Source organism: Shinella sp. BE166 (genome assembly GCF_051201095.1).
Taxonomy (GTDB): Bacteria; Pseudomonadota; Alphaproteobacteria; order Rhizobiales; family Rhizobiaceae; genus Shinella; species Shinella lacus.
The window spans coordinates 42,996-62,566 of sequence record NZ_JBPEHL010000018.1; the positions used below are offsets into that span (position 1 = coordinate 42,996).

The 19,571-nt window shown below is 58.7% G+C and carries 19 protein-coding genes and 2 pseudogenes; 9 read left to right on the plus strand and 12 right to left on the minus strand.

The window, feature by feature from the left end:
- The first annotated feature begins 7 nt into the window (after nt 1-7).
- Nucleotides 8-415, plus strand: a complete 408-nt coding sequence (locus J2Y63_RS29570; protein ID WP_094542210.1) for a MerR family transcriptional regulator — start codon at nt 8-10, stop codon at nt 413-415.
- Between the two features lie 183 nt (nt 416-598).
- Here the strand turns inward: J2Y63_RS29570 and J2Y63_RS29575 are convergent, their stop codons facing one another.
- The 5 genes from J2Y63_RS29575 to J2Y63_RS29595 form a co-directional block, all read right to left on the minus strand.
- Complete coding sequence (locus J2Y63_RS29575; protein ID WP_094542209.1) at nt 599-1,204, minus strand: cation transporter; 606 nt, start codon at nt 1,202-1,204, stop codon at nt 599-601.
- Nucleotides 1,205-1,289: 85 nt separating this feature from the next.
- Nucleotides 1,290-1,811, minus strand: coding sequence for a signal peptidase II (lspA, locus tag J2Y63_RS29580; protein ID WP_094542208.1), 522 nt, complete (start codon nt 1,809-1,811; stop codon nt 1,290-1,292).
- 490 nt (nt 1,812-2,301) lie between these two features.
- Nucleotides 2,302-3,363: a L,D-transpeptidase family protein gene (locus tag J2Y63_RS29585; RefSeq protein ID WP_167388195.1), complete on the minus strand. Its 1,062-nt coding sequence runs from the start codon at nt 3,361-3,363 to the stop codon at nt 2,302-2,304.
- A gap of 129 nt (nt 3,364-3,492) precedes the next feature.
- The gene (gene scpB, locus J2Y63_RS29590) at nt 3,493-4,191 is read right to left on the minus strand and encodes an SMC-Scp complex subunit ScpB (protein ID WP_256121159.1); all 699 of its coding nucleotides are present in this window, start codon (nt 4,189-4,191) and stop codon (nt 3,493-3,495) included.
- A 3-nt stretch (nt 4,192-4,194) separates the two neighbouring features.
- Nucleotides 4,195-5,163, minus strand: a complete 969-nt coding sequence (locus J2Y63_RS29595) for a DUF1403 family protein (protein ID WP_306041741.1) — start codon at nt 5,161-5,163, stop codon at nt 4,195-4,197.
- Nucleotides 5,164-5,270: 107 nt separating this feature from the next.
- On the opposite strand from J2Y63_RS29595, the gene J2Y63_RS29600 reads away from it, so the two are divergent.
- From J2Y63_RS29600 to J2Y63_RS29620, 5 genes and pseudogenes are all read left to right on the plus strand, one after another.
- Entirely contained in the window at nt 5,271-6,437 is a 1,167-nt protein-coding gene (locus tag J2Y63_RS29600; RefSeq protein WP_435269010.1) for a site-specific integrase, read from the plus strand.
- Between the two features lie 352 nt (nt 6,438-6,789).
- A complete protein-coding gene (locus tag J2Y63_RS29605) occupies nt 6,790-7,047 on the plus strand; it encodes a type II toxin-antitoxin system VapB family antitoxin (protein WP_306041745.1) in 258 nt (85 codons plus the stop codon).
- On the plus strand, nt 7,044-7,445 hold the full coding sequence (locus tag J2Y63_RS29610) for a type II toxin-antitoxin system VapC family toxin (protein ID WP_306041746.1): 402 nt from the start codon (nt 7,044-7,046) through the stop codon (nt 7,443-7,445). Before J2Y63_RS29605 ends, J2Y63_RS29610 begins: the two co-directional genes overlap by 4 nt.
- Before the next feature lie 11 nt (nt 7,446-7,456).
- Nucleotides 7,457-7,654: pseudogene (locus tag J2Y63_RS29615) on the plus strand (DUF7673 family protein); the annotation flags it as partial.
- An 84-nt stretch (nt 7,655-7,738) separates the two neighbouring features.
- Nucleotides 7,739-7,939: pseudogene (locus tag J2Y63_RS29620) on the plus strand (integrase); the annotation flags it as partial.
- Nucleotides 7,940-7,970: 31 nt separating this feature from the next.
- Here the strand turns inward: J2Y63_RS29620 and J2Y63_RS29625 are convergent.
- The 6 genes from J2Y63_RS29625 to J2Y63_RS29650 form a co-directional block, all read right to left on the minus strand.
- Nucleotides 7,971-8,621 (minus strand): sulfite exporter TauE/SafE family protein, encoded by a 651-nt coding sequence (locus J2Y63_RS29625; RefSeq protein ID WP_306041748.1) that lies wholly within the window; start codon nt 8,619-8,621, stop codon nt 7,971-7,973.
- A 90-nt stretch (nt 8,622-8,711) separates the two neighbouring features.
- A complete protein-coding gene (locus J2Y63_RS29630) occupies nt 8,712-9,173 on the minus strand; it encodes a DUF411 domain-containing protein (protein ID WP_082342935.1) in 462 nt (153 codons plus the stop codon).
- Nucleotides 9,170-12,340, minus strand: a complete 3,171-nt coding sequence (locus J2Y63_RS29635) for an efflux RND transporter permease subunit (protein ID WP_306041751.1) — start codon at nt 12,338-12,340, stop codon at nt 9,170-9,172. Before J2Y63_RS29635 ends, J2Y63_RS29630 begins: the two co-directional genes overlap by 4 nt.
- The gene (locus J2Y63_RS29640; protein ID WP_050746975.1) at nt 12,337-13,752 is read right to left on the minus strand and encodes an efflux RND transporter periplasmic adaptor subunit; all 1,416 of its coding nucleotides are present in this window, start codon (nt 13,750-13,752) and stop codon (nt 12,337-12,339) included. The genes J2Y63_RS29635 and J2Y63_RS29640 overlap by 4 nt, the downstream gene beginning before the upstream one ends.
- Nucleotides 13,749-14,150, minus strand: coding sequence for a FixH family protein (locus J2Y63_RS29645; RefSeq protein ID WP_082342937.1), 402 nt, complete (start codon nt 14,148-14,150; stop codon nt 13,749-13,751). The genes J2Y63_RS29640 and J2Y63_RS29645 overlap by 4 nt, the downstream gene beginning before the upstream one ends.
- An 87-nt stretch (nt 14,151-14,237) precedes the next feature.
- On the minus strand, nt 14,238-14,600 hold the full coding sequence (locus tag J2Y63_RS29650; protein ID WP_226923704.1) for a hypothetical protein: 363 nt from the start codon (nt 14,598-14,600) through the stop codon (nt 14,238-14,240).
- 151 nt (nt 14,601-14,751) lie between these two features.
- Between J2Y63_RS29650 and J2Y63_RS29655 the strand changes: the two genes are divergently transcribed.
- The 3 genes from J2Y63_RS29655 to cueR all read left to right on the plus strand — a co-directional run bounded on the left by J2Y63_RS29655 (nt 14,752) and on the right by cueR (nt 18,756).
- Entirely contained in the window at nt 14,752-14,952 is a 201-nt protein-coding gene (locus J2Y63_RS29655) for a heavy-metal-associated domain-containing protein (protein ID WP_226923706.1), read from the plus strand.
- An 839-nt stretch (nt 14,953-15,791) separates the two neighbouring features.
- Nucleotides 15,792-18,269: a heavy metal translocating P-type ATPase gene (locus J2Y63_RS29660; protein WP_226923710.1), complete on the plus strand. Its 2,478-nt coding sequence runs from the start codon at nt 15,792-15,794 to the stop codon at nt 18,267-18,269.
- Nucleotides 18,270-18,315: 46 nt separating this feature from the next.
- Complete coding sequence (gene cueR / locus J2Y63_RS29665) at nt 18,316-18,756, plus strand: Cu(I)-responsive transcriptional regulator (RefSeq protein WP_226923712.1); 441 nt, start codon at nt 18,316-18,318, stop codon at nt 18,754-18,756.
- A 46-nt stretch (nt 18,757-18,802) separates the two neighbouring features.
- Here cueR and J2Y63_RS29670 read toward each other — a convergent pair whose 3' ends face one another.
- On the minus strand, nt 18,803-19,366 hold the full coding sequence (locus J2Y63_RS29670) for a cytochrome c (RefSeq protein ID WP_226923714.1): 564 nt from the start codon (nt 19,364-19,366) through the stop codon (nt 18,803-18,805).
- Nucleotides 19,367-19,571 lie beyond the last annotated feature (205 nt).

The following is a 19,571-nucleotide window of genomic DNA, read 5'->3' on the forward strand; positions in this document are numbered from 1 at the left end:
TCAAGCCATGTCGCCAAACATTCTGACAATCGGGTATCTTGCCAAGAAAACCGGCACCAAGGTTGAAACGATCCGCTTTTATGAAAAGAACGGTTTGCTGCCCGAACCGGGCCGCACCGAGGGCAACTACCGCGCCTATGACCATGCGCACCTGAATCGACTGAGCTTCATCCGTCGCGCGCGCGACCTTGGATTTTCCCTCGATCAGGTACGCGGTCTTCTGAGGCTGAGTGACGACCGTGACCAGTCATGCATGGCGGTCGACGAAATTGCCAACGAGCATCGCGCCGAGGTCGAGCGCAAGATCCGCGACCTGCAGGCGTTGAAGGCGGAACTAGACAGTATTATCGACCAGTGTAGTTGTGGAACGGTCGCCGACTGCCGCATCATCGATTCTCTTTCGCCGAAGCATTAGGGGCCAACACAGATTCAAAAGCCGCTTTGATGTAAAGCGGCGGCTGGGAAGTGGGTGGCCGGCGCAGGCAGAGAGCGCATTCGACTGTTTGAGGCCCTCGTTCCAATGCGTCTGTGGCGGCAGGCGAATTGCCGACCAGCGTCGTGAACTGCAATGAACGCCGATCTCCTACATTGCAGGCCGCTAAGATGCGTCCTTCGCCTCTTCCAGGATTTCCCAGCCACCCCGCAGGACGATGCCTGCAACCAACACCCCGATAACCAGATCCGGATAAGGAGAAGCGAAGAACATAACCGCTGCGCCCGAAACGACAATGCCGGCATTGGCGATCATATCGTTCGTCGTGAAAATCCACGACGCCTTCAGATGAACGCCCTGATCGCGATGCGATCGAAGAAGCTTCAGGCAAATGACATTCAGCGCGGCATTGATGAAGGCGGTAATGATCATGGCCAAGCCAATCGGCTCGGCGCCTACGAAAAACCGACGCCCTACCTCGACGAAAAGTGCCAGACCCAGGGCGATCAGCAGGATTCCGGACAGGCGCGCAACACGCACCTTTGCCACTACCGTCCGACCGACGGCGTAAAGGCTGATGGCATAAACGCCAGCGTCGCCCATATTATCGAGGGCTGCTCCCAGAAGACCGGTCGAGTCAGCGAAGACGCCAACGACGCCGGCGACGATCACTTGCAACAGATTGATGGCAAGGACCCAGACAAGCGTCGTTCGCTCGGAGGCATTTCTCGCGTCGAGCCGTATTTCGTCCTCGCGGTGTTTCTCGCTCATTCAAGTTTTCCCATTATTTCTGCACATAGAAAGCCGATGCACTGGTCCAGCGTCGCGTGCGGCTGAAACCCGACAACGTCTTCATTCAGCGCTTCTCGGTACTGGACGGTCCGGGTGTGCGTGCGGGCTCAAAAGAAAAGATCGAGCCTGCGATAAGCAGCGCTGCCCCGATGGTGATCGCGACATCTGCCATGTTGAAAGCGGGCCAATGCCAAGTCCCGATATGAAAATCGAGAAAGTCGGTGACGGCGCCATGCCACACGCGATCAAGAATATTTCCGGCCGCCCCACCGGCAATCAAACCGAGCGCAGTCGCTTCCAACGTCCGATCCGCTCGCATTGCCCAGACGATCAGCCCGATGGTTATGACGGTCTTTATGGTGGCCAGCAATAACGGACGCTCAAAGAAGATATCGCTGAACATTCCGAAACTGACGCCGGTATTGAAACCCAGTGTCAGGTTGAAGTAGCTCACAAGCTCAATCGTCCGCGGCGGGACCATGACGACGTTAACGATCAGCCACTTTGTCGCGATGTCGAAAAGAAGCGCGAGGACAAAAGCGATCGCAATCCAGACGGTTCGATGTCTAACGGAACTAGTCGGCAATATGATTTCCCCTCATTGGCTGGGCCTGATCGTTAGTGGAAGTCGAGCGCGAGGCGCCCACACCGCGCGCCGATGTCGCCCCGCGCCGTCGCTGCAGTTAGTCCCGCTTCTCGGCTGGCGCCAAACAAAGATTGCTCGACGGACTGAATGCCGCGAAATGGGACCCCGCCGCATCTCTTGGATAGGCTTCCTTCGTCAGATTCGTTCGAGCTTAGGTCTACAGCCTGTAGCGGCTACAGGGTCAATCGCCAATTTGCCGAAGCGTGACTAAAGAACATGCTGGCGATGTGGAGCGTTTACATTCAGCCTTGAAGAACTTCCCCGTCCCGGTCGAGGACCTGATGGATATCACCTGGGCAAGAAAATACGCCTAGACGAAACCGCGCCACAAACGTGAAGAGCCAGCGTAGCCGAGATAAAAGACAATCGTTCCCTCGTTGAGCGCGTTCCATGCTCGCGCAAATTGAACTTCAGGTGAAGAACTGCCCCATCAATCGGCGTCTCTGTCCTTTTCGGAACGGCTAAGCGCCGGTTTCCAAGGCTCGCCCTGGTAAGGGTCCGCCAAGGCCGCGTCTGGACGGCTGATCGGGTACTTAATGGTCGAGATTTTCTGGGCAAGCTTGTCGGCGCCGTTTTGCTTCAGCAGTTCGCGGAAGCTGGAGTGCATCCCACCGTCAGCATAGGCGGTCACGGTCGCAGGAGAATCCTTGTCGAGCAGCGCGGTCAGTTTCTGATCCTCTTGTTGAACTTTGGCGGAAAGGGTCGGATCTATAGCCTGTTTAAGAGGGGGACAGGCAGCAAGGGGGTTGGTAGGGTCCCTGTCGAAATCGGCGTTGAAAACATATCGACGATTGCACGCCGCGACTTTTGGCTGCCGCTTGGAAAATTCGAAGGCGTCGTAACCTTCTTTCAGGTTTTTCCAGAACGCGAAGTTCGGATCGCTGCGATTGGCCACCATATTCTCCACGGTCATGCGAAACGGATATGCCTGCACCTGAAACTTGTCTTGGCCACCGGCGAGTGCGCTGTGCACGAGGGCGTAGATTTCGCCGACACCTTGGTCGGTCATCGCGTAGCATCCCGACGAAGAACAAGCGCCGTGGACCATCAGAGCTTCGCCGGTGTAATTCAGTGCCGCCTCGAGGCGGTTCGGATAGCCAAGGTTGAACGATAGATAAAATTGCGACTTGGGATTCAGCATGCCTGTGGAGACATGATAAAATCCTTCGGGCGCCTGCCGATCGCCGGTCCGGGTTTTCGGGCCGAGTTTTCCTGACCATCGGCACATCGGATACACCTTCAAAAGTGCGTAGCGACCGGTCCGATCCTGCTTCCAAATCTCGAGCTCGCTTTCTTGTTTGAAGATCCGTATCAGCACTGGGCTCTCCGGCGTCATCCCTTTCTTTGCCATCTCTCCGACGAGTTTGACCGGAATTTTCGGCGACGGATCGCCGATATCGTCGAGGCTCATGGTGGTACAGCCGTTAAGTCCGGCGACAAGCAGCACAAACAAGACGAGCGGCCCGAGCCGGTGGAGTATTGCCTCGATCATTTTAGTCCGAGCCCTGATTCGCATGAAGAAAGGGTGCTACGGCCTGTAGCCACTGCAGGGTCAATACCCGTAGATCTAGATTCTCAACCTGAATCCCCTTTCCCGGATCCGGGCAAAGCCTGTGAATGGTCAGCGATCCGAAGCCTGGTAGTCCTCGCTGCTGTCGTCCTCGAAGTCGGCTTGTTCGTCCTGTTCGTCCGATGCGATCGGCATGTCGCCATCGAACCTCCTGTCCCTGCTCAGCAGGCCGGCATCTTCGAGCAATTCGAGGTTCGGCAGGTCGCGCAAAGTCCCTAACCCGAAACGTGACAGGAAGGTCCGTGTCGTGACCAGCGTGTAAGGAGCGCCCGGCTGCGGACTGCGCGGACCCGAGGAAAGAAAACCCAAAGAGCGAATGTGAGCAACTCTATCACGGCTGACTTCCTTTCCGATGATCTTGGAAATCTCGTGTCGGGTGATCGGCTGGTGATAGGCGACTATTGCTAACACCAGCAGATCGGTTTGCGACAATGAGCGTCCTTCCTGCTCGACACCGGTGACACGGCGGATCGCATCAGCAAACCGGATGCGGGTCCGATGCTGCCAGCCGCCGGCCACGGAGACGAGCTCATAAGGCCGGTCACGCAGCTCGTCGCGGATGTCGTCGATCAGCAGGTCGATGCTGCAGTCGCGCCCGACCAACTGCGTCAGCGTCTCGCGGTTCACCGGCTCGGACGACGCGAAAATCACCGCCTCGACCCGGCCCATCCATTCGCGCCAGCGCAACTCCGGCGGCAGATCCGCCAGTTCAGTGTCCAGCCCCTCGGTCGATTGTGGCCGCCGTCCCATCGGCTACAATCCGTAAAGCCGGAACGTCGGCCGTCCGGTCAGCTCGCGCGCACCGCCGAGCGCCACCAACCGCTCGAACAGCCGACGGCTGGAGCGGTCGCTGGCCGTCCAGACCGGCCGCGCGGCCTGAGCATCTTCGCTGATCAGCGTGGCCACCACGACGTCAGCGTCCTTGCCGCGCAATTGGGGCGCCACGGCCAGCAGCTGTGCCGTTCGCCGCGCCAGATCGGCGTAAAGATCGAACGCCGCTGTTGCTCCTCGCCCATACGCGAAGGCACATGCGGTCCGCCACCGCTGCGGATCGGCACGCGGACCGGCGGCGAGGCGCAGGTCGTCCCCCTTCAGATGCGCCGCGAAGAGTGGCACCGGGACCGGCCAGTTCAGACGCCGGGCAAGCACCGCGTCCGCGAGCCAGAGTGCCAACGGCCGGCTATCAGGCCGCAGGTGTAGGCTGGCCGCGGCCGTCGTGCTCGCCGCCTCGATCGGGTTCCTGGTTCCGACGCTCGCCGTCAGTGCGGCGTTGATCGCCTCCTGCGCCGGCTCGTCGATCATGACCGACAAAAACTCGGCGAAGATCACCGGCCATTCGCCATTCAGCGATGCCGGCCCTAGCGAGGATTTTCTGCCCAGCGCCCTCCAGGCCTGCAGCAGCCGGCCAGCCGGCCCCGGATCGTCCCCGGGGCGGGTCAGATAGAGATGATCGCGCAGCGTCGCGGCGTCTTCCGTGCGCCCCTGCCAGCGGACGACGGCCTCTGCGGCCGACAGCGCCAGGCGCTGCCGCCAGAGCTGTCCCAGCGGATGCTCGCTGCGGGCGATCGGGTGGATAGCCGCGAGCGCCGCGCCGGCGAAAAGCTCCGCATCGCCAGCGCCTTGCCGCTCGCCGGCGGCCCGCGCCCAATCTGGCGGGAGTGGGAAGATGGGCGGGGGATCGGGGATGATTCGTGCGCGTGAGACCATGCTGAACAGTACCACAAGACGGCGCTTTGAGCCAGTATCTGGCGCATAAACCGCCGCGCCCGTCGACAGATAAAAACGAACGATAAACTTCCATTATCGTTCATTCTTGTCATTATAAGGAAATGAGCCAAATCATCGAGCAAAACAGCGAAATTCAGGTCGAGGAGAGTTCTGCTCCGCCTCTCAGCACAGCGGCCGACGGTGACATTTCCGCGCCGCAGGCGTCGGCCGGCATGCCGACGCCCAATGCCGGGCTCCCCTCCCCTCCTCCAGAAACGCGTGCAGCCTTCCCCGCCCACCTGGAGCAGTTGGCCGATCAGGCCCGCGATTATGTCGAGGCAGCCAGTTCCGCCAACACCCGCAAAGCCTATGCCTCCGATTGGAAGCATTTTTCCGGATGGTGCCGCCGGCAAGGGCTGGAGACCCTGCCTCCGAACCCGCAAACCGTAGGCCTCTACATCACCGCCTGTGCCGGTGGCACCGCGTCCGGCGCGGCGATCGGCGGCCGCAAGCAGAGTTCGGTCACGACGATCGAGCGTCGACTGTCGGCGATCACCTGGAACTATGCCCAGCGCGGCTTGGCCCTCGACCGCAAGGACCGCCATATCGCCACGGTGCTTGCGGGCATCCGCAACACCCACGCCGCCCCTCCCCGGCAGAAGGAAGCGATATTACCCGAACACCTGATCGCCATGCTCGAAACGCTCCCCCGCGGCACGCTGCGGGGCTTGCGCGGCCGGGCGATGCTGTTGCTCGGCTTTGCCGGCGGGCTGCGGCGCTCCGAGATTGTCGGGCTCGATATCGGCCGCGACCAGACGAAGGACGGCCGCGGCTGGGTTGAGATCCTCGATAAGGGCATGGTCGTCACAGTCCGGGGCAAGCGCGGTTGGCGCGAGGTCGAAGTCGGTCGCGGATCCTCGGACGCCACCTGCCCTGTCGTTGCGCTGCAGACCTGGCTCAACCTTGCGCGGATCGCGCACGGCCCCCTCTTCCGGCGTGTTACCGGCCAAGGCAATGATGTCGGTCCCGACCGGCTGCTCGATCAGGAAGTGGCACGCCTCGTCAAGAAGGCGGCATTGGCTGCCGGCGTGCGCCCTGATCTCACTGAGACCGAGCGTGCGGAAAAATTCTCCGCCCACTCGCTGCGTGCTGGCCTCGCATCCTCGGCCGAGGTCGATGAGCGTTACGTTCAGAAGCAACTCGGCCATGCTTCGGCCGAAATGACCCGGAAGTACCAGCGGCGGCGTGACCGGTTCCGCGTCAATCTCACCAAGGCGTCCGGGCTTTGATGCGCCCGCTTCCCTACCTGAGATGAAGCCGTTAAGTCAAAATTGGATGCCGAGTTTTCAGCTTACCGTTTCAATTGAAACCGGGAAGTAAAAGCCACAGCTGCCTCGGAGATCGGCCGGAACAGGCTCTCGATAGGTAATCTGGCGAGATCATAAGACATTGAATTTATGGTAAATGATTCGTTAAGAGAAAGCTATGTGGCTAGTAGGGTTCTGCACCCTGCACAACTATTCCCGCGGTGGGTCACCGCCGATAAGTAACCCTTATCGGAAACTAGCCATCTGACCCCAAATTCTTGCCATCCTGGGCGCTTTTCCCTATATTGTGACCTCGATCCCGATGAGGCACGCCATGTCCGAACCGCAGCTTTCCATTCGCAGCAGCAAGGCCCGCGATCTGGCCCATTCCCTGTCCCGTCGCACTGGCCAACCGATCAACCGGCTCGTCGAGCTGGCGCTGGAACGGTACGATCAGGCGCTGCGTGACGGCAAGATCCGCTATCCGATGGACGCCGTCTGGGATCTGGCGGCCGAAGATCGACGCCATATCGCACCCGGCACCACGTCCAACCACGACGAATTCTACGACGAGAACGGCCTGCCCATATGATCGCCGTCGATACGTCGGTCATCATCGCAATCGCCGCCGATGAGCCGGAGGCCGAAGTCTTCCGGCCGCTGATCGGTCGTGAGCACGTCATCATCGGCTGGCCGACCCTGCTGGAAACACGGATGGTCCTGACCGGCAAGGGATTTGCCAGTGCAGCAAGGATGATCGAGCGGCTTTCCGAAACGCCGAATGTCACGACCGTCGCTTTCGACGGGAAGCATTATCGCGCAGCCGAAGATGCGTTCGAACGTTTTGGCCGGGGCCGCCATCCGGCCGGTCTCAATATGGGTGACTGTTTTTCCTATGCGGTGGCCGCGATTGCCAAGGCCCCGCTGCTGTTCAAAGGCCAGGATTTTGGACGGACGGACGTGAAACTGCATCCGTCGTCGTCGCAATAGGGGAGGCAAACATGGACGACCGCGTTAGGTTCGCCCTCGAAAAGCTGCTCAACGTTGCGCATGAGGATAGCGGCCAGGGCCGGCGGGTCGCCACCTGTCTGCTGGCCTGGTGGAATGCCGAGGTCCATGGCGGCTTCGATCTCACCGATCTCGCCAATGTCGATCCGCACCTCGGCGAGGACATGGCGACGATTCTTACGTTCCTCGCCCGCGAAGAGGATGTCGTTTATCCCTATGATTACCGCCGCGAGATCGAAGCGATCATTGCGCTGGCGGCCACAGGCGGAACCGGCATGACCGCGCCGAGGTCTCGTGAGCCGGCGACACCTTCGGCGATAGAACGGCGCGCCGGGGAACTCGACACGATCGCCGCCGTCCTGCCGATCGACCGGCGCGATGCGCTCGCCGAGCTGCTCACCGACCAGGACGTTGAAACGCTCCGCCATCTCGTCAACGAGGGCATGGGGGATGAAGCCATCAGTATGGCCGCGAGTAGGTAACGCGTCATGCCATCAGACATGAATTTTAGACCGACCGTAGTCCCAATGGCCGCTCCGGCAAGCGCGGCGACTGCGAAAAAAAGGCATTCGCTCCGAGCACTTGTCCGGTCGACAGTGCGCCTGCCAGACCAGAAGCCGAGTTGATCAGAATAAATGGTGGAGACAAGATCGCGGCTTTCCTGGGCGTGCACCATCCCAACGTGATGAGAAGAGGTACGAGGAATACACCACCCCCAATCCCTGAGACCCCCGATAGAATGCCCGTCACCGCACCCACTCCGATAGTTGCCCATTGGGATCGATGCCGCTGTTCGTCCCTGGTCTCGACGCGTTGGCGGATCATGAGAACTGCCGCCACAACAAGAAGCAAGCCCGTAATCATTGAATAGGCCTCCTGCCCAAACGCGATCAGTCCACCGATGAACGAGAACACAACGGAAGAAACCGCGAGATTGGCCAGAAAGCGCCAGTCGATTAGATCGTGCCGATTCAGTCGCCAGGTGGCGTATCCTGCCGCGACAATATTTAGAAAGAGCGCTGTCGGCCGCATTTCCAGAGAAGGAAATGCGGCCAGTCCCATGACCGCCAGGAACGCAGTTCCACCGGCCTGACCGGCTGCCGAGTAAATGACGGAGACGACACCGATTGCGATTGCGACGATAACGGTGTTGTCCATGCCCAGTCCCCACAAAAAGCTATGCCGGAAGTACCGTGGGCCGAGCGCCCACGGCAAGGGACGAGCATCTTTTGGAGACCATGAACGAGGTCAAACTTTCTTCGGCCGAACGCTCATGTAGACAGCGGTTTCTCCACTCCGGCTCACGCTCAAAACGTCGTAGGAGGCAACTGAGGGATCATCACCCATCCCAAGGGAGCCGAGCGGCATAGCTGGAACTGCAATGCCAAGGATGTCGGGAACCTCGTTCCGCAGCCTTTTAACGGCATCGAGGGGTACATGTCCTTCGATAAAATACGGCCCGAGGACAGCTGTGTGGCAACCCTCTGCAGTCTGGGGTACGCGGTACTTCCTTTTAATCGAGTCGAGATCATCAACCTCACGCAGATCGACTTGGAAACCGGCATTGCCCATCGCGGTCGCCCAGGCACCACAGCAGCCACAGCTCGGGTCCTTGTATACCGTCATTCGTGTTTGTGACGCCCCTACTGGGCGAGCGCTGGCAACGACTACAGATGCCATTGCCGTGCAGACGAATTGTCTCCTGTTCATGTGAGAACTCCTTCGGCTAGATTTTGATTGGATTGTTCGATTTGCTCGACGGGCGAGGCAGGCAGTTGCCATCCCTTCACGAGCGCATAGACGGCAGGAATGACCACCAGCGTCAGGATGGTCGACGACACCATCCCGCCGATCATCGGAACGGCGATGCGTTGCATGATTTCTGAGCCAGCCCCGGTGCTCCAAAGGATCGGGATCAGACCAGCCATGATGGCGACGACGGTCATCATCTTGGGTCGCACTCGCTCAACCGCACCGACCATGATGGCGTCCCGCAAATCCGCTTTGGTCAAGGCACGCCGCTGCACCTGACAGGCCTCCTGTTTCTCACGAAGAGCATGGTCGAGGTAGATCAGCATGATCACCCCGGTTTCTGCAGCAACGCCAGCCAGAGCGATGAACCCAACGGCGACCGCAACGGAAGCATTGAAGCCGAGCCACCACATCAGCCAGATACCCCCGACGAGCGCGAACGGTAGCGAGAGCATGACAATCAGCGTTTCGGTCAGCGCTCTGAAGTTGAGGTAGAGAAGAAGGAAAATTAGAGCGAGCGTGAGCGGAACGACGATGGAAAGCCTATCCTTTGCCCGTTCAAGATATTCGAACTGGCCGCTCCAGGCGACGGAATAACCGGGTGGCATCTCGACGCTTTTTTCCACCGCCTCTCGTGCCTCTTGCACGTAGCCGCCAAGGTCCCGCCCGGCGATGTCGACAAATACGTAAACGGCGAGCTGACCGTTCTCCGTCCTGATGCTTGTTGCCCCACGGCTCAGACGCACCTCTGCGACCTGCCCAAGAGGGACTGACCCACCAGTGGGGACATCGACCTGAACATCGCGCGCGATTGCTTGAGGATCGCTCCTGAACGCCCGTGGATAGCGGACGGCCACACCATATCGCTCGCGCCCCTCGACCGTGGATGTCACGACCTCGGCCCCAAGGGCAATGCCGATGACCTCCTGAACGTCGCCCACGGTCAACCCGTATCTTCCGAGGGCTATGCGATCCGGAATGATGTCGAGGTAGTATCCCCCGATTACACGTTCCGCATATGCGCTCGATGTTCCGGGAACTGCCTTCAGGACGGTCTCAATGTCGCGCGCGATACGCTCCATTTCCTTGAGATCGGTTCCGAACACTTTCACCCCGACAGGCGTGCGTATGCCCGTCGAGAGCATGTCGATACGCGCCCGGATCGGCATGGTCCAGGCATTGGAGACGCCGGGGAACTGGAGCGCCGCGTCCATCTCCTGCTTAAGGCTGTCTATAGTCACACCAGGCCGCCACCCCGATTTCGGCTTGAGCGCAATGATCGTCTCGAACATTTCGGTCGGGGCCGGATCGGTCGCGGTCAGTGCCCGCCCCGCCTTTCCGAACACGGTTTCCACTTCTGGAAAGGACTTGATGATCCTGTCCTGGGTCTGCATCAGTTCAGCTGCCTTGGTGACGGACAGACCGGGCAGTGTCGTCGGCATGTACATCAGCGTGCCCTCGTTCAGGCTCGGCATGAACTCGGTTCCGATTTGGCGCGCAGGCCAGATCGTGACTGCCAATGCGACGACGGCCAACAGAATGGTGACCACCTTGGCCCTCAATACTCCCGTGATGATCGGGCGATAGACCCAGATCAGGCACCGGTTTAGCGGATTTCGGTGTTCGGAAACAATCTTTCCTCGGACGAAAACAACCATCAGGGCCGGAACGAGCGTGACCGACAGCAGCGCTGCGGCTGCCATAGCGAAGGTCTTCGTGAACGCCAAGGGACCGAAGAGGCGGCCCTCCTGGGATTCCAGGGTGAAGATCGGCAGGAAGGATACCGTGATGATGAGGAGGCTGAAGAATAGAGCCGGACCGACTTCGCTCGCCGCCGCGATCAGGACCTCAGTCCTCTTCCTGTCAGGCGGTGCACGTTCAAGATGCTTGTGCGCGTTTTCGATCATGACGATGGCGGCATCGATCATGGCACCGATGGCAATCGCGATACCGCCCAGGCTCATGATGTTTGCGCCAATGCCCAACGCCCGCATGGCGACAAAGGCCATGAGAATCCCGACCGGCAGCATGATGATCGCGACCAATGCACTTCGCACGTGGAGCAGGAAGGCAATCGTCACCAGCGCGACCACTATCGATTCCTCGATCAACGTAACTTTCAACGTCTCGATGGCGGCTTCAATCAGTTGCGACCGGTCATAAACGGGCACGATGTCAGTGCCTTCCGGCAGACTCTTCTTGATGTCGGCGAGGTTCTCCTTAACGCCCTCGATCACAGACAACGCATTCGAACCGAAGCGCTGAAGAACGATACCGCTTGCAACTTCGCCCTCCCCGTTCAGCTCCGCAATGCCACGCCGCTCGTCCGGAACAATTTCAACGCGAGCAACGTCCCTTAGACGAAGTGGCGCACCCATCTCAGTCGCCAGAACGATGTTCTCGATGTCAGAGCCGCCCTGCAGGTAGCCTTTTCCTCGCACCATAAACTCGAATTCGGACAGTTCGACCGTCCGGCCACCCACATCGCGATTACTGGCGCGAATAGCGTCGGTCACCTGCTTGAGCGTAATTCCTTGTGCCCGAAGACGAATTGGATCAATGACGACCGAATACTGCTTCACGAAGCCACCGACACTGGCCACCTCGGAAACGCCATCGGCTTTGGCCAACCCGAACTTGACCACCCAGTCCTGCAGGGAGCGAAGCTCGGCGAGCGACAGCTCCTTGGCAATTAACGCATACTGATAAACCCAGCCCACACCGGTCGCGTCGGGACCAAGGCTCGGCGCGACGTTGCCAGGAAGACGGCTGGCGGCAGCGTTCAGGTATTCCAGGACTCGGCTGCGCGCCCAATAAGGATCGGTGCCATCCTCGAAAATGACGTAGACAAACGAAACGCCAAAGAAGGAGAAGCCTCTCACGACCTTGGAGCGCGGTACGCTCAACATCGACGTCGTCAGCGGATAGGTGACCTGATCTTCGACGACCTGTGGCGCTTGCCCCGGGTAATCGGTGTAGACGATGACCTGAACATCCGACAGATCGGGTATCGCGTCCAGGGGAAGTGTCCTGAGGGAGTAGACGCCTGCCGCAACAGCGAGACCCGCACCAACGAAAATCAGCACGAGATTGCGAGCGGACCAGGCGATCAGGTTTGCGATCATGGCTTGCCTTCCGTGGCTGCGAGAGAGTTGAGAGCCGACGTCAGGTTACTTTCGGCGTCCAAAAGGAAATTTGCTGCCGTGACGACACGGTCTCCGACGTCAACCCCTTCCGTAATTTCGACGGTATCATTCCCGCGCGCACCGATTTTCACGTCGCGCGTTTCGAACCGTCCCTCCCCTTTATCTACGAACACCAACCGGCGACTTCCGGTATCAACGACCGCAGATCCTGGGATCGCGACGACCGGTGCATCTGCACCGGTTTCCACCTCTACCTCGGCAAACATGTTTGCCAGTAGCGTGCCCTGAGGGTTCGCAATCTCTATCCGAACTTTTGCTGTTCTGGTCCGTGTTTGCAGGTCCGGGTAGACAAGAGCGACTGTGCTTTGGACGACCTTGCCCGCGAAGTTCGGGAATCTGACCGAAACGGGTTGACCGACCTTGATGGTAGCAAGGTCAGACTCCGGCACATCGGCAATAACCCAGACCACCGAGTTGTCGACGATCCGGAATAGAGCATCACCAGCTTCGGCCATCATGCCTGGGAGCGCTGGTCGTTCGAGAATGACGCCATCGGTAGGGGCGTAATACTCTAAGGAGCGAGGCACGACGCCTTCCTTGGCGATAATGTCGATGGTTCTGTCCTGAAGCCCCAGGTTGCGAAGCTGTTGCCTCACCCCATCGATGCCCTTACCTCCGATACCTGCTCGGACGGATGCCGCATACTCCGCAGCTGCCCGGGCGATATCGCCGGAGTAGAACGAGAAGAGGTGGTCAGCGGCCTTTATCCGGTCACCGGTTGTGACGTTCGCAACGTTGTCTATGAATGCATCTGTCCGCATTGAGACGAACTGGACGCGTCGCTCATCGAACTGCACTGTGCCCGGAACCCTCACGCGACGCGAGATTTTCTGCCGTTCGACCGTGGCTGTTCTGACGCCGGTTTTCTGCAGCTTGCCCAGAGGCACTCGTAGCTCGCCATCTTTAAGCTGCTCGCCCTCGTAGACCGGAAGGTAATCCATCCCCATGGAGTCCTTCTTTGGAACCGGCGATGTGTCAGCGAGGCCCATGGGATTGCGGTAGTATAGGACCTTGCGCTCGGTCGCCTCTATCGCATTTTCATTTTCCTGTTGGACCGCGTCGAAGCTGACGTCCTCGCTTTGACGCACCTCAAGAAATGACCGGCCGTCTGGTGTTTGCCTCGGAACGGCGGAATATTCCGGCAGCCCATCTGGATGCCGGAAATAGATCACTTTGCCCGTTGCCTGTTTTCTTGCAGGCGGAGACCCTACGCTTGACGAAACAAAACGTTCGACGTGCTCTCGACCGATGCCGTTGATGCCAGCCGCATAGGTCCCTGCCCCGACGGCGATCAACACGGCCGAAGCGAGAAGAATCCTGCCGACTCTCATGGCTTTGCCTGCAGAACCAGCTCGCCTTGGACCGTCTCTGATTCACCTTGGACCTTTAGGGCCAGTTTAAATCGCCATCCTCCTTCCATGGAGAGGTTGGCCTTGAAGCGATAGACGCCAGCTTCTTCGGAGGGAAGCGGGTCCAATGTCGTGGTCATGGCCTCCATCCCCTCAGGGGCCATGTCAAGGCGGGTGGCGAAGATTACGGCATCTGACACGGGTTTGCCGGACCGTTTATCTTTGATGAGAACGGTGACCACCGCCTCAGGACCCTGGGCCACTGACGTCTCAGCCAGATGGAACTCATAGTTCGCCGAGCCAGCCGAGACGGTGTAAGGAAGAAGCGGCACGAAAAGAACAGCTGTCAGCAGCCGCATAGTTTGTGGGATGTTTTTCATTGATATCTCACCGGAGGACGCAGCAAGCGTCGCTCATGCGTTCACATTCAGGCAGATCGCAACCTGCTCATACGGAAGCCTGTGAGATTACGCCCTTGGCGGGCGAGTGGGTGGTTCAGCGAAGGTTGATAGGAGGTCGTTATCGCTGGGGAGCGAGAACGTCAGGTTCCGCATGGTGACGAGAACCTTCCAGTCGGCATTGGAGCCGAAATTCACGACGAGACTGGTCGAGCATATCAAAGCCAGCGGGCATGGTTTGCCGCAATCGAACTTCTTGATCGGTTGCTCGTCTGGGCAGCACGGCATATCCGCGTCGCCATCCATCTCCATCTGCGCGCCAGCATCGGGATTCATCGCGGCCATCGCCATGCCGATAGTGGCCGGGGCGAACAGCAACCCCAGTACAGCAAACAGCAAAAGGACGCGCCGGAGCGCCGCGATGACAACCATATGCCGACTCTGTCACAGGGAACGTTCGCTGTGAAGTAGGCTATTACACGAACAGGCGCGACGGACTAACGCGGAAATTTTCCAGCCCCCCTTGACCTTCCCATTGTTGGAAGCCCCACATTCGGTCAGTCAAAGCAATTGGAGACCTCCCATGATTAAGTTCGATGTTCCCGATATGACGTGCGGCCACTGTGTGGGCTCAGTCGACAAGGCGATAAAGGCAGTCGATCCCGACGCCATCGCCAAAATCGATCTTGGCACCAGGACAGTGACGATAGAAACCAGTGTTGCGACGGAGGTGATCAGCGCATCGATCACTGACGCGGGTTACACGCCGTCACTCTCGAAGTGATCGATTGGACGAGCTGCGCCAACCCCGCAGCTCGTCTTCATTCTGGCGCGAGGGCGTTGCCACGACCGGCGGTAAGAAAAAATTTCGGCAAGGTGGCCAGTTGATTCCGCCCCATCGTCCGCGTCCAAAACGCCGGGCCCGGCCGAACATTGTCCGCAAGGCAAATCGGTGTCTGGCGGTGCTAGGATTCATCGCAGCGTGTATGATCGCTACGTTGGTCGGTATGCATGCACTCGCTACTTTGTAATTGCTGCCTCGGTGCTCCTTTACAGTAGCCCTGATTTACAAGCTGAGTTCTGCTCTGGTGGTCAGATGCTCGGTAAAGCAGACCGGCGAGTAGTTTCAGCCCTTCAATCCGCTCTCAATTTCTGCGCCGATAGGCACAAAAAGCCACATATGTCGCCTCGCTAAAATTTAATGAAAAATTTAGCTTAATACTGTGGAAAAATTACCGCTCCTTCCGATAGGGAAAATACAAGCTAAGGTTTCGCTACACACCCATGAAGGCGCTGTCTTGCCGTGCAGCGTTGAGGATGAACACGATGACCTCTGCTTCAGGAGCGGACTCCGCTCCCTCTCGTCAGCACGAAACCAACCTCGAGCTAGTGACGGAACGTTCAGTTCACCACGAGACGCCTAGTCGAGCCGACAAATGATCGCCGGACATTGCGAGAACAGTATGTCGATCACGTCCAAGGAAGTGGGTTGATCCAGAACCGGTCCAAACGGGTCGGGAGCGGCCCCATTTTCCCAAGGGACCGATTTCCCCAAAGAAACGCTTGACCTTACCATCTTTGGAAGCCTTACCTATCTATGCAGTTAGGAAAAGGATTCCTTCGATGACTGCGATTTCTAAGATCACCCCAGCCTCTCCGCTACCCATCGCCACCGATTTTGGCATCGAGGGAATGACATGCGCATCCTGCGTTCTGCGCGTTGAAAAGGCTATTGCTGCAGTGCCGGGCGTCGCATCGGCGAACGTGAACCTGGCCACGGAACGAGCGACGGTCCAGTTTACGGGCGCAGCAGACACCCAAGCGGTCGTATCAGCGATTGAACGGGCTGGTTATGAGCCCAAACTTGTCGTCCAGGAATTCGGTGTCGAAGGAATGACGTGCGCGTCCTGCGTGGCGCGCGTGGAGAGGGCCTTGAAAGCCGTACCCGGCGTAGTCGATGCCACCGTCAACCTGGCTACCGAGAGGGCGACTGTTCGCGCAGCAGGTGCTGCCGACATGGTCGCCTTGGAGGCTGCGGTTCAGAAGGCTGGGTATGAAATCCGCCGCTTGCATCAAGTTGCGGTTACCGACGACGCTGAAGATCGTCGTGGCGAAGAAATCAAAAAGCTGAAATCGCTTCTCATCTTCTCAGTGGCCCTGACCCTCCCATTGTTTCTGCTGGAGATGGGGTCCCACTTCATTCCCGGCGTTCACGAGTTGATCATGAACACCATTGGCATGCAGAACAATCTGTATCTGCAGTTTGCCTTGGCGAGTTTCGTGCTGTTTGGACCCGGACTGCGGTTTTTCCAAAAGGGCGTGCCGAACCTAATCCGTTGGACCCCGGACATGAACTCGCTGGTCGTTCTGGGGACAGCAGCGGCATGGCTCTACTCCGTTGTGGCCACCTTCTCTCCCAATCTGCTGCCAGCGGGTACGGCCAATGTCTATTACGAAGCTGCGGCGGTCATCGTTACCCTGATCCTGCTGGGTCGATTCCTGGAGGCCCGCGCCAAAGGTCAAACCAGCCAGGCAATTAAACGGTTGATCGGGCTGCAGGCAAAAACAGCCTTCGTTTCGCGTGACGGCGAATTCGTGGAGACCGAGATCACTGATGTTGTCGTCGGTGACGTCATCCGCATCCGGCCTGGTGAGAAAGTGCCCGTCGATGGTGTTGTCGTCGATGGGAGTTCCTATGTCGACGAGTCCATGATCACAGGCGAACCTGTACCGGTCGAGAAGACCACCGAAACTGGGGTGGTCGGAGGGACCATCAACAAGGCCGGCTCCTTCACTTTTAAAGCGACCAAGGTCGGCGGGGACACCCTTCTGGCGCAGATCATCAAAATGGTTGAAGCGGCACAAGGATCGAAGCTTCCGATTCAAGCTCTGGTCGACAAAGTGACCGGATGGTTCGTCCCCGCCGTCATTCTGGCGGCAGTTCTCACCTTTGCGGCATGGTATGTGCTCGGCCCCTCGCCTGCGTTGAGCTTTGCATTGGTGAACGCCGTCGCCGTGCTGATCATCGCCTGCCCGTGTGCCATGGGCCTCGCGACACCGACATCGATCATGGTCGGCACTGGGCGCGCTGCCGAGCTTGGAATTCTGTTCAGGAAGGGCGAAGCGCTTCAGAGCCTTCGTGAAGCCGATGTCGTCGCGCTCGATAAAACTGGTACGCTGACGAAGGGGCGACCGGAATTGACGGATCTGATCGTTCAAGATGGGTTCACCCGGCAGGAGGTTCTTGGGCTCATCGCCAGTCTCGAAGCCCTGTCTGAGCATCCGATTGCGGAAGCGATTGTGTCCGCGGCAAAGGAAGAAGGTATCGGCTCACAAACCGTATCTGCGTTCCAGGCTACCCCTGGGTTCGGAATTGAAGGCACGGTGAATGATCGCAAGGTCCTTGTTGGCGCGGATCGTGCTTTGCGGAAGGCGGGTGTCGATCTATCAGGCGTGAGCGACAAGGCTGCTACTTTGGGCGATGAAGGGAAATCTCCCCTGTACGCCGCCATCGACGGCAAGTTGGCTGCGGTCATTGCGGTGTCCGATCCCATCAAGGACACAACACCGGCTGCTATCAAGGCGCTGCATGCCTTGGGCTTGCAGGTCGCTATGATAACCGGCGACAACAAGCGCACCGCCAACGTCATCGCTCGCCAACTCGGCATCGACGAGGTGGTCGCCGAGGTCCTGCCCGAAGGAAAGGTAGATGCGGTCAAGCGCTTGCGCACCGGGAACCGCAAGATTGCCTTTATCGGCGACGGCATCAACGATGCTCCTGCTCTTACGGAGGCGGATGTTGGCCTGGCGGTCGGCACTGGCACCGACATCGCAATCGAGAGTGCGGACGTGGTGCTGATGTCTGGCGATCTGAACGGCGTGCCGAAAGCTATCGCTCTCAGCAAGGCAACGATCCGGAACATCAAGCAGAACCTGTTCTGGGCTTTCGCCTATAACGTCAGCTTGATCCCTGTCGCTGCGGGAGTGCTGTACCCGGTCAACGGCACGCTGATGTCGCCGATTTTCGCGGCTGCCGCTATGGCGATGTCCAGCGTCTTTGTCGTCGGCAACGCGCTGCGCCTTCGCTCGGTTAATCCGTAATTATAGGCTGTCCTATGGGCAGCCCTACTCAATAGGGAGACAAGAAATGAACATCGGAGAAGCGTCCAAGGCGAGCGGCGTCTCGTCCAAAATGATCCGCTACTACGAACAGATCAAACTCATCGCGCCTGCCCACCGCACGGAATCGAGCTATCGAACCTACAGCGAGAACGACATCCACACACTGAAGTTCATCCGCAGGTCCCGGGACCTGGGGTTCTCAGTTGAGCAGATGAAGACCCTCCTCACCCTCTGGCGCGATAAATCCCGCAGTAGCGCGGATGTCAAAGCCATCGCGCTTGAACATGTTGCCGAGCTTGAGAGGAAGGCTGCGGCTATCCAGGCGATGTCCAGAACACTCAAGCACCTGGCGCACAATTGCCATGGTGACGAGCGGCCCGACTGTCCGATCATCGACGAAATCGCCAAAGCCCCCGACAACGATCTTCCAGGAATCGACGCCAAGTTCGGTGTTCACGCGATTTGACGACCGGCATCCGAATGAAGGTTGTCGGCTCCTCAAAGGAGTCGCGCTACTTCGCGCGGAATTTCGAGTGGCACGACGTGCAGGTCTGCAACATCATATGGAATGCATGTTCCGCCGACATCGCGGATGCATCGATCTTTTTCCGGGAACCTAGAATGCCACCTTCCATAAGCTCCCCCTCGTTCATCCGCATATCGTCCGTCATGGCATTCGGGTGTTCGTCAGCAGCCTTGGCCAATACCTCTGCATAGGCCTTGAGATCGGCAGCCAGTTTTTCAAATCGATCATAATCGGTCGTAAGTGCCTCGGTTACTTTCGACCCTTCTGCGGCTCCGATCACGCCGAAATGATCGGTCAATCGCTGACCCGCCCGCTCGCTAACCGTGCTCGCCGCTTCTCCGAAGGTAGCCGACGAATACGTATCGGGTGCCTTGAACATCGCGGCAATGGTTTTCGCCGCCACCGCAATTTCCTTCATGTCCCGCTGGCGATTGACGACAACGCTGCCCACGTTGGCCGCGGCTTCAGCAAGCGTGACGCAGAGCACAAGCACAGCGACAGTCCCCAGACATCGCGACATGTGGCTCACTTTCGGGATGTGTTTTGCCATTTAAGCCTCTGCGCCAACGCTCAGGTATGTCGTGGATTGAATAAACCGGTGCGATAGCGGTTGCCATTCCGTTGAAAAAACGCTGGACTTGCTACCTCATCATCGCTGGGGAAACCTTGTCCAAGAGTTCACGTCCATTGCTAGCTGGCAGAGGCTTATGACCGAACTGCGTCATAGATGCAGGATCGCCCCAATTATAACCGAA

Excerpts from the sequence above, each read along its gene's own strand:
- J2Y63_RS29570 (WP_094542210.1), top strand. The coding sequence starts at position 8 with ATGTCGCCAAACATTCTGACAATCGGGTATCTTGCCAAGAAAACCGGC.
- J2Y63_RS29575 (WP_094542209.1), bottom strand. The coding sequence starts at position 1,204 with ATGAGCGAGAAACACCGCGAGGACGAAATACGGCTCGACGCGAGAAAT.
- J2Y63_RS29585 (WP_167388195.1), bottom strand. The coding sequence starts at position 3,363 with ATGATCGAGGCAATACTCCACCGGCTCGGGCCGCTCGTCTTGTTTGTG.
- scpB (WP_256121159.1), bottom strand. The coding sequence starts at position 4,191 with ATGGGACGGCGGCCACAATCGACCGAGGGGCTGGACACTGAACTGGCG.
- J2Y63_RS29600 (WP_435269010.1), top strand. The coding sequence starts at position 5,271 with ATGAGCCAAATCATCGAGCAAAACAGCGAAATTCAGGTCGAGGAGAGT.
- J2Y63_RS29605 (WP_306041745.1), top strand. The coding sequence starts at position 6,790 with ATGTCCGAACCGCAGCTTTCCATTCGCAGCAGCAAGGCCCGCGATCTG.
- J2Y63_RS29610 (WP_306041746.1), top strand. The coding sequence starts at position 7,044 with ATGATCGCCGTCGATACGTCGGTCATCATCGCAATCGCCGCCGATGAG.
- J2Y63_RS29625 (WP_306041748.1), bottom strand. The coding sequence starts at position 8,621 with ATGGACAACACCGTTATCGTCGCAATCGCAATCGGTGTCGTCTCCGTC.
- J2Y63_RS29630 (WP_082342935.1), bottom strand. The coding sequence starts at position 9,173 with ATGAACAGGAGACAATTCGTCTGCACGGCAATGGCATCTGTAGTCGTT.
- J2Y63_RS29635 (WP_306041751.1), bottom strand. The coding sequence starts at position 12,340 with ATGATCGCAAACCTGATCGCCTGGTCCGCTCGCAATCTCGTGCTGATT.
- J2Y63_RS29640 (WP_050746975.1), bottom strand. The coding sequence starts at position 13,752 with ATGAGAGTCGGCAGGATTCTTCTCGCTTCGGCCGTGTTGATCGCCGTC.
- J2Y63_RS29645 (WP_082342937.1), bottom strand. The coding sequence starts at position 14,150 with ATGAAAAACATCCCACAAACTATGCGGCTGCTGACAGCTGTTCTTTTC.
- J2Y63_RS29650 (WP_226923704.1), bottom strand. The coding sequence starts at position 14,600 with ATGGTTGTCATCGCGGCGCTCCGGCGCGTCCTTTTGCTGTTTGCTGTA.
- J2Y63_RS29655 (WP_226923706.1), top strand. The coding sequence starts at position 14,752 with ATGATTAAGTTCGATGTTCCCGATATGACGTGCGGCCACTGTGTGGGC.
- J2Y63_RS29660 (WP_226923710.1), top strand. The coding sequence starts at position 15,792 with ATGACTGCGATTTCTAAGATCACCCCAGCCTCTCCGCTACCCATCGCC.
- cueR (WP_226923712.1), top strand. The coding sequence starts at position 18,316 with ATGAACATCGGAGAAGCGTCCAAGGCGAGCGGCGTCTCGTCCAAAATG.
- J2Y63_RS29670 (WP_226923714.1), bottom strand. The coding sequence starts at position 19,366 with ATGGCAAAACACATCCCGAAAGTGAGCCACATGTCGCGATGTCTGGGG.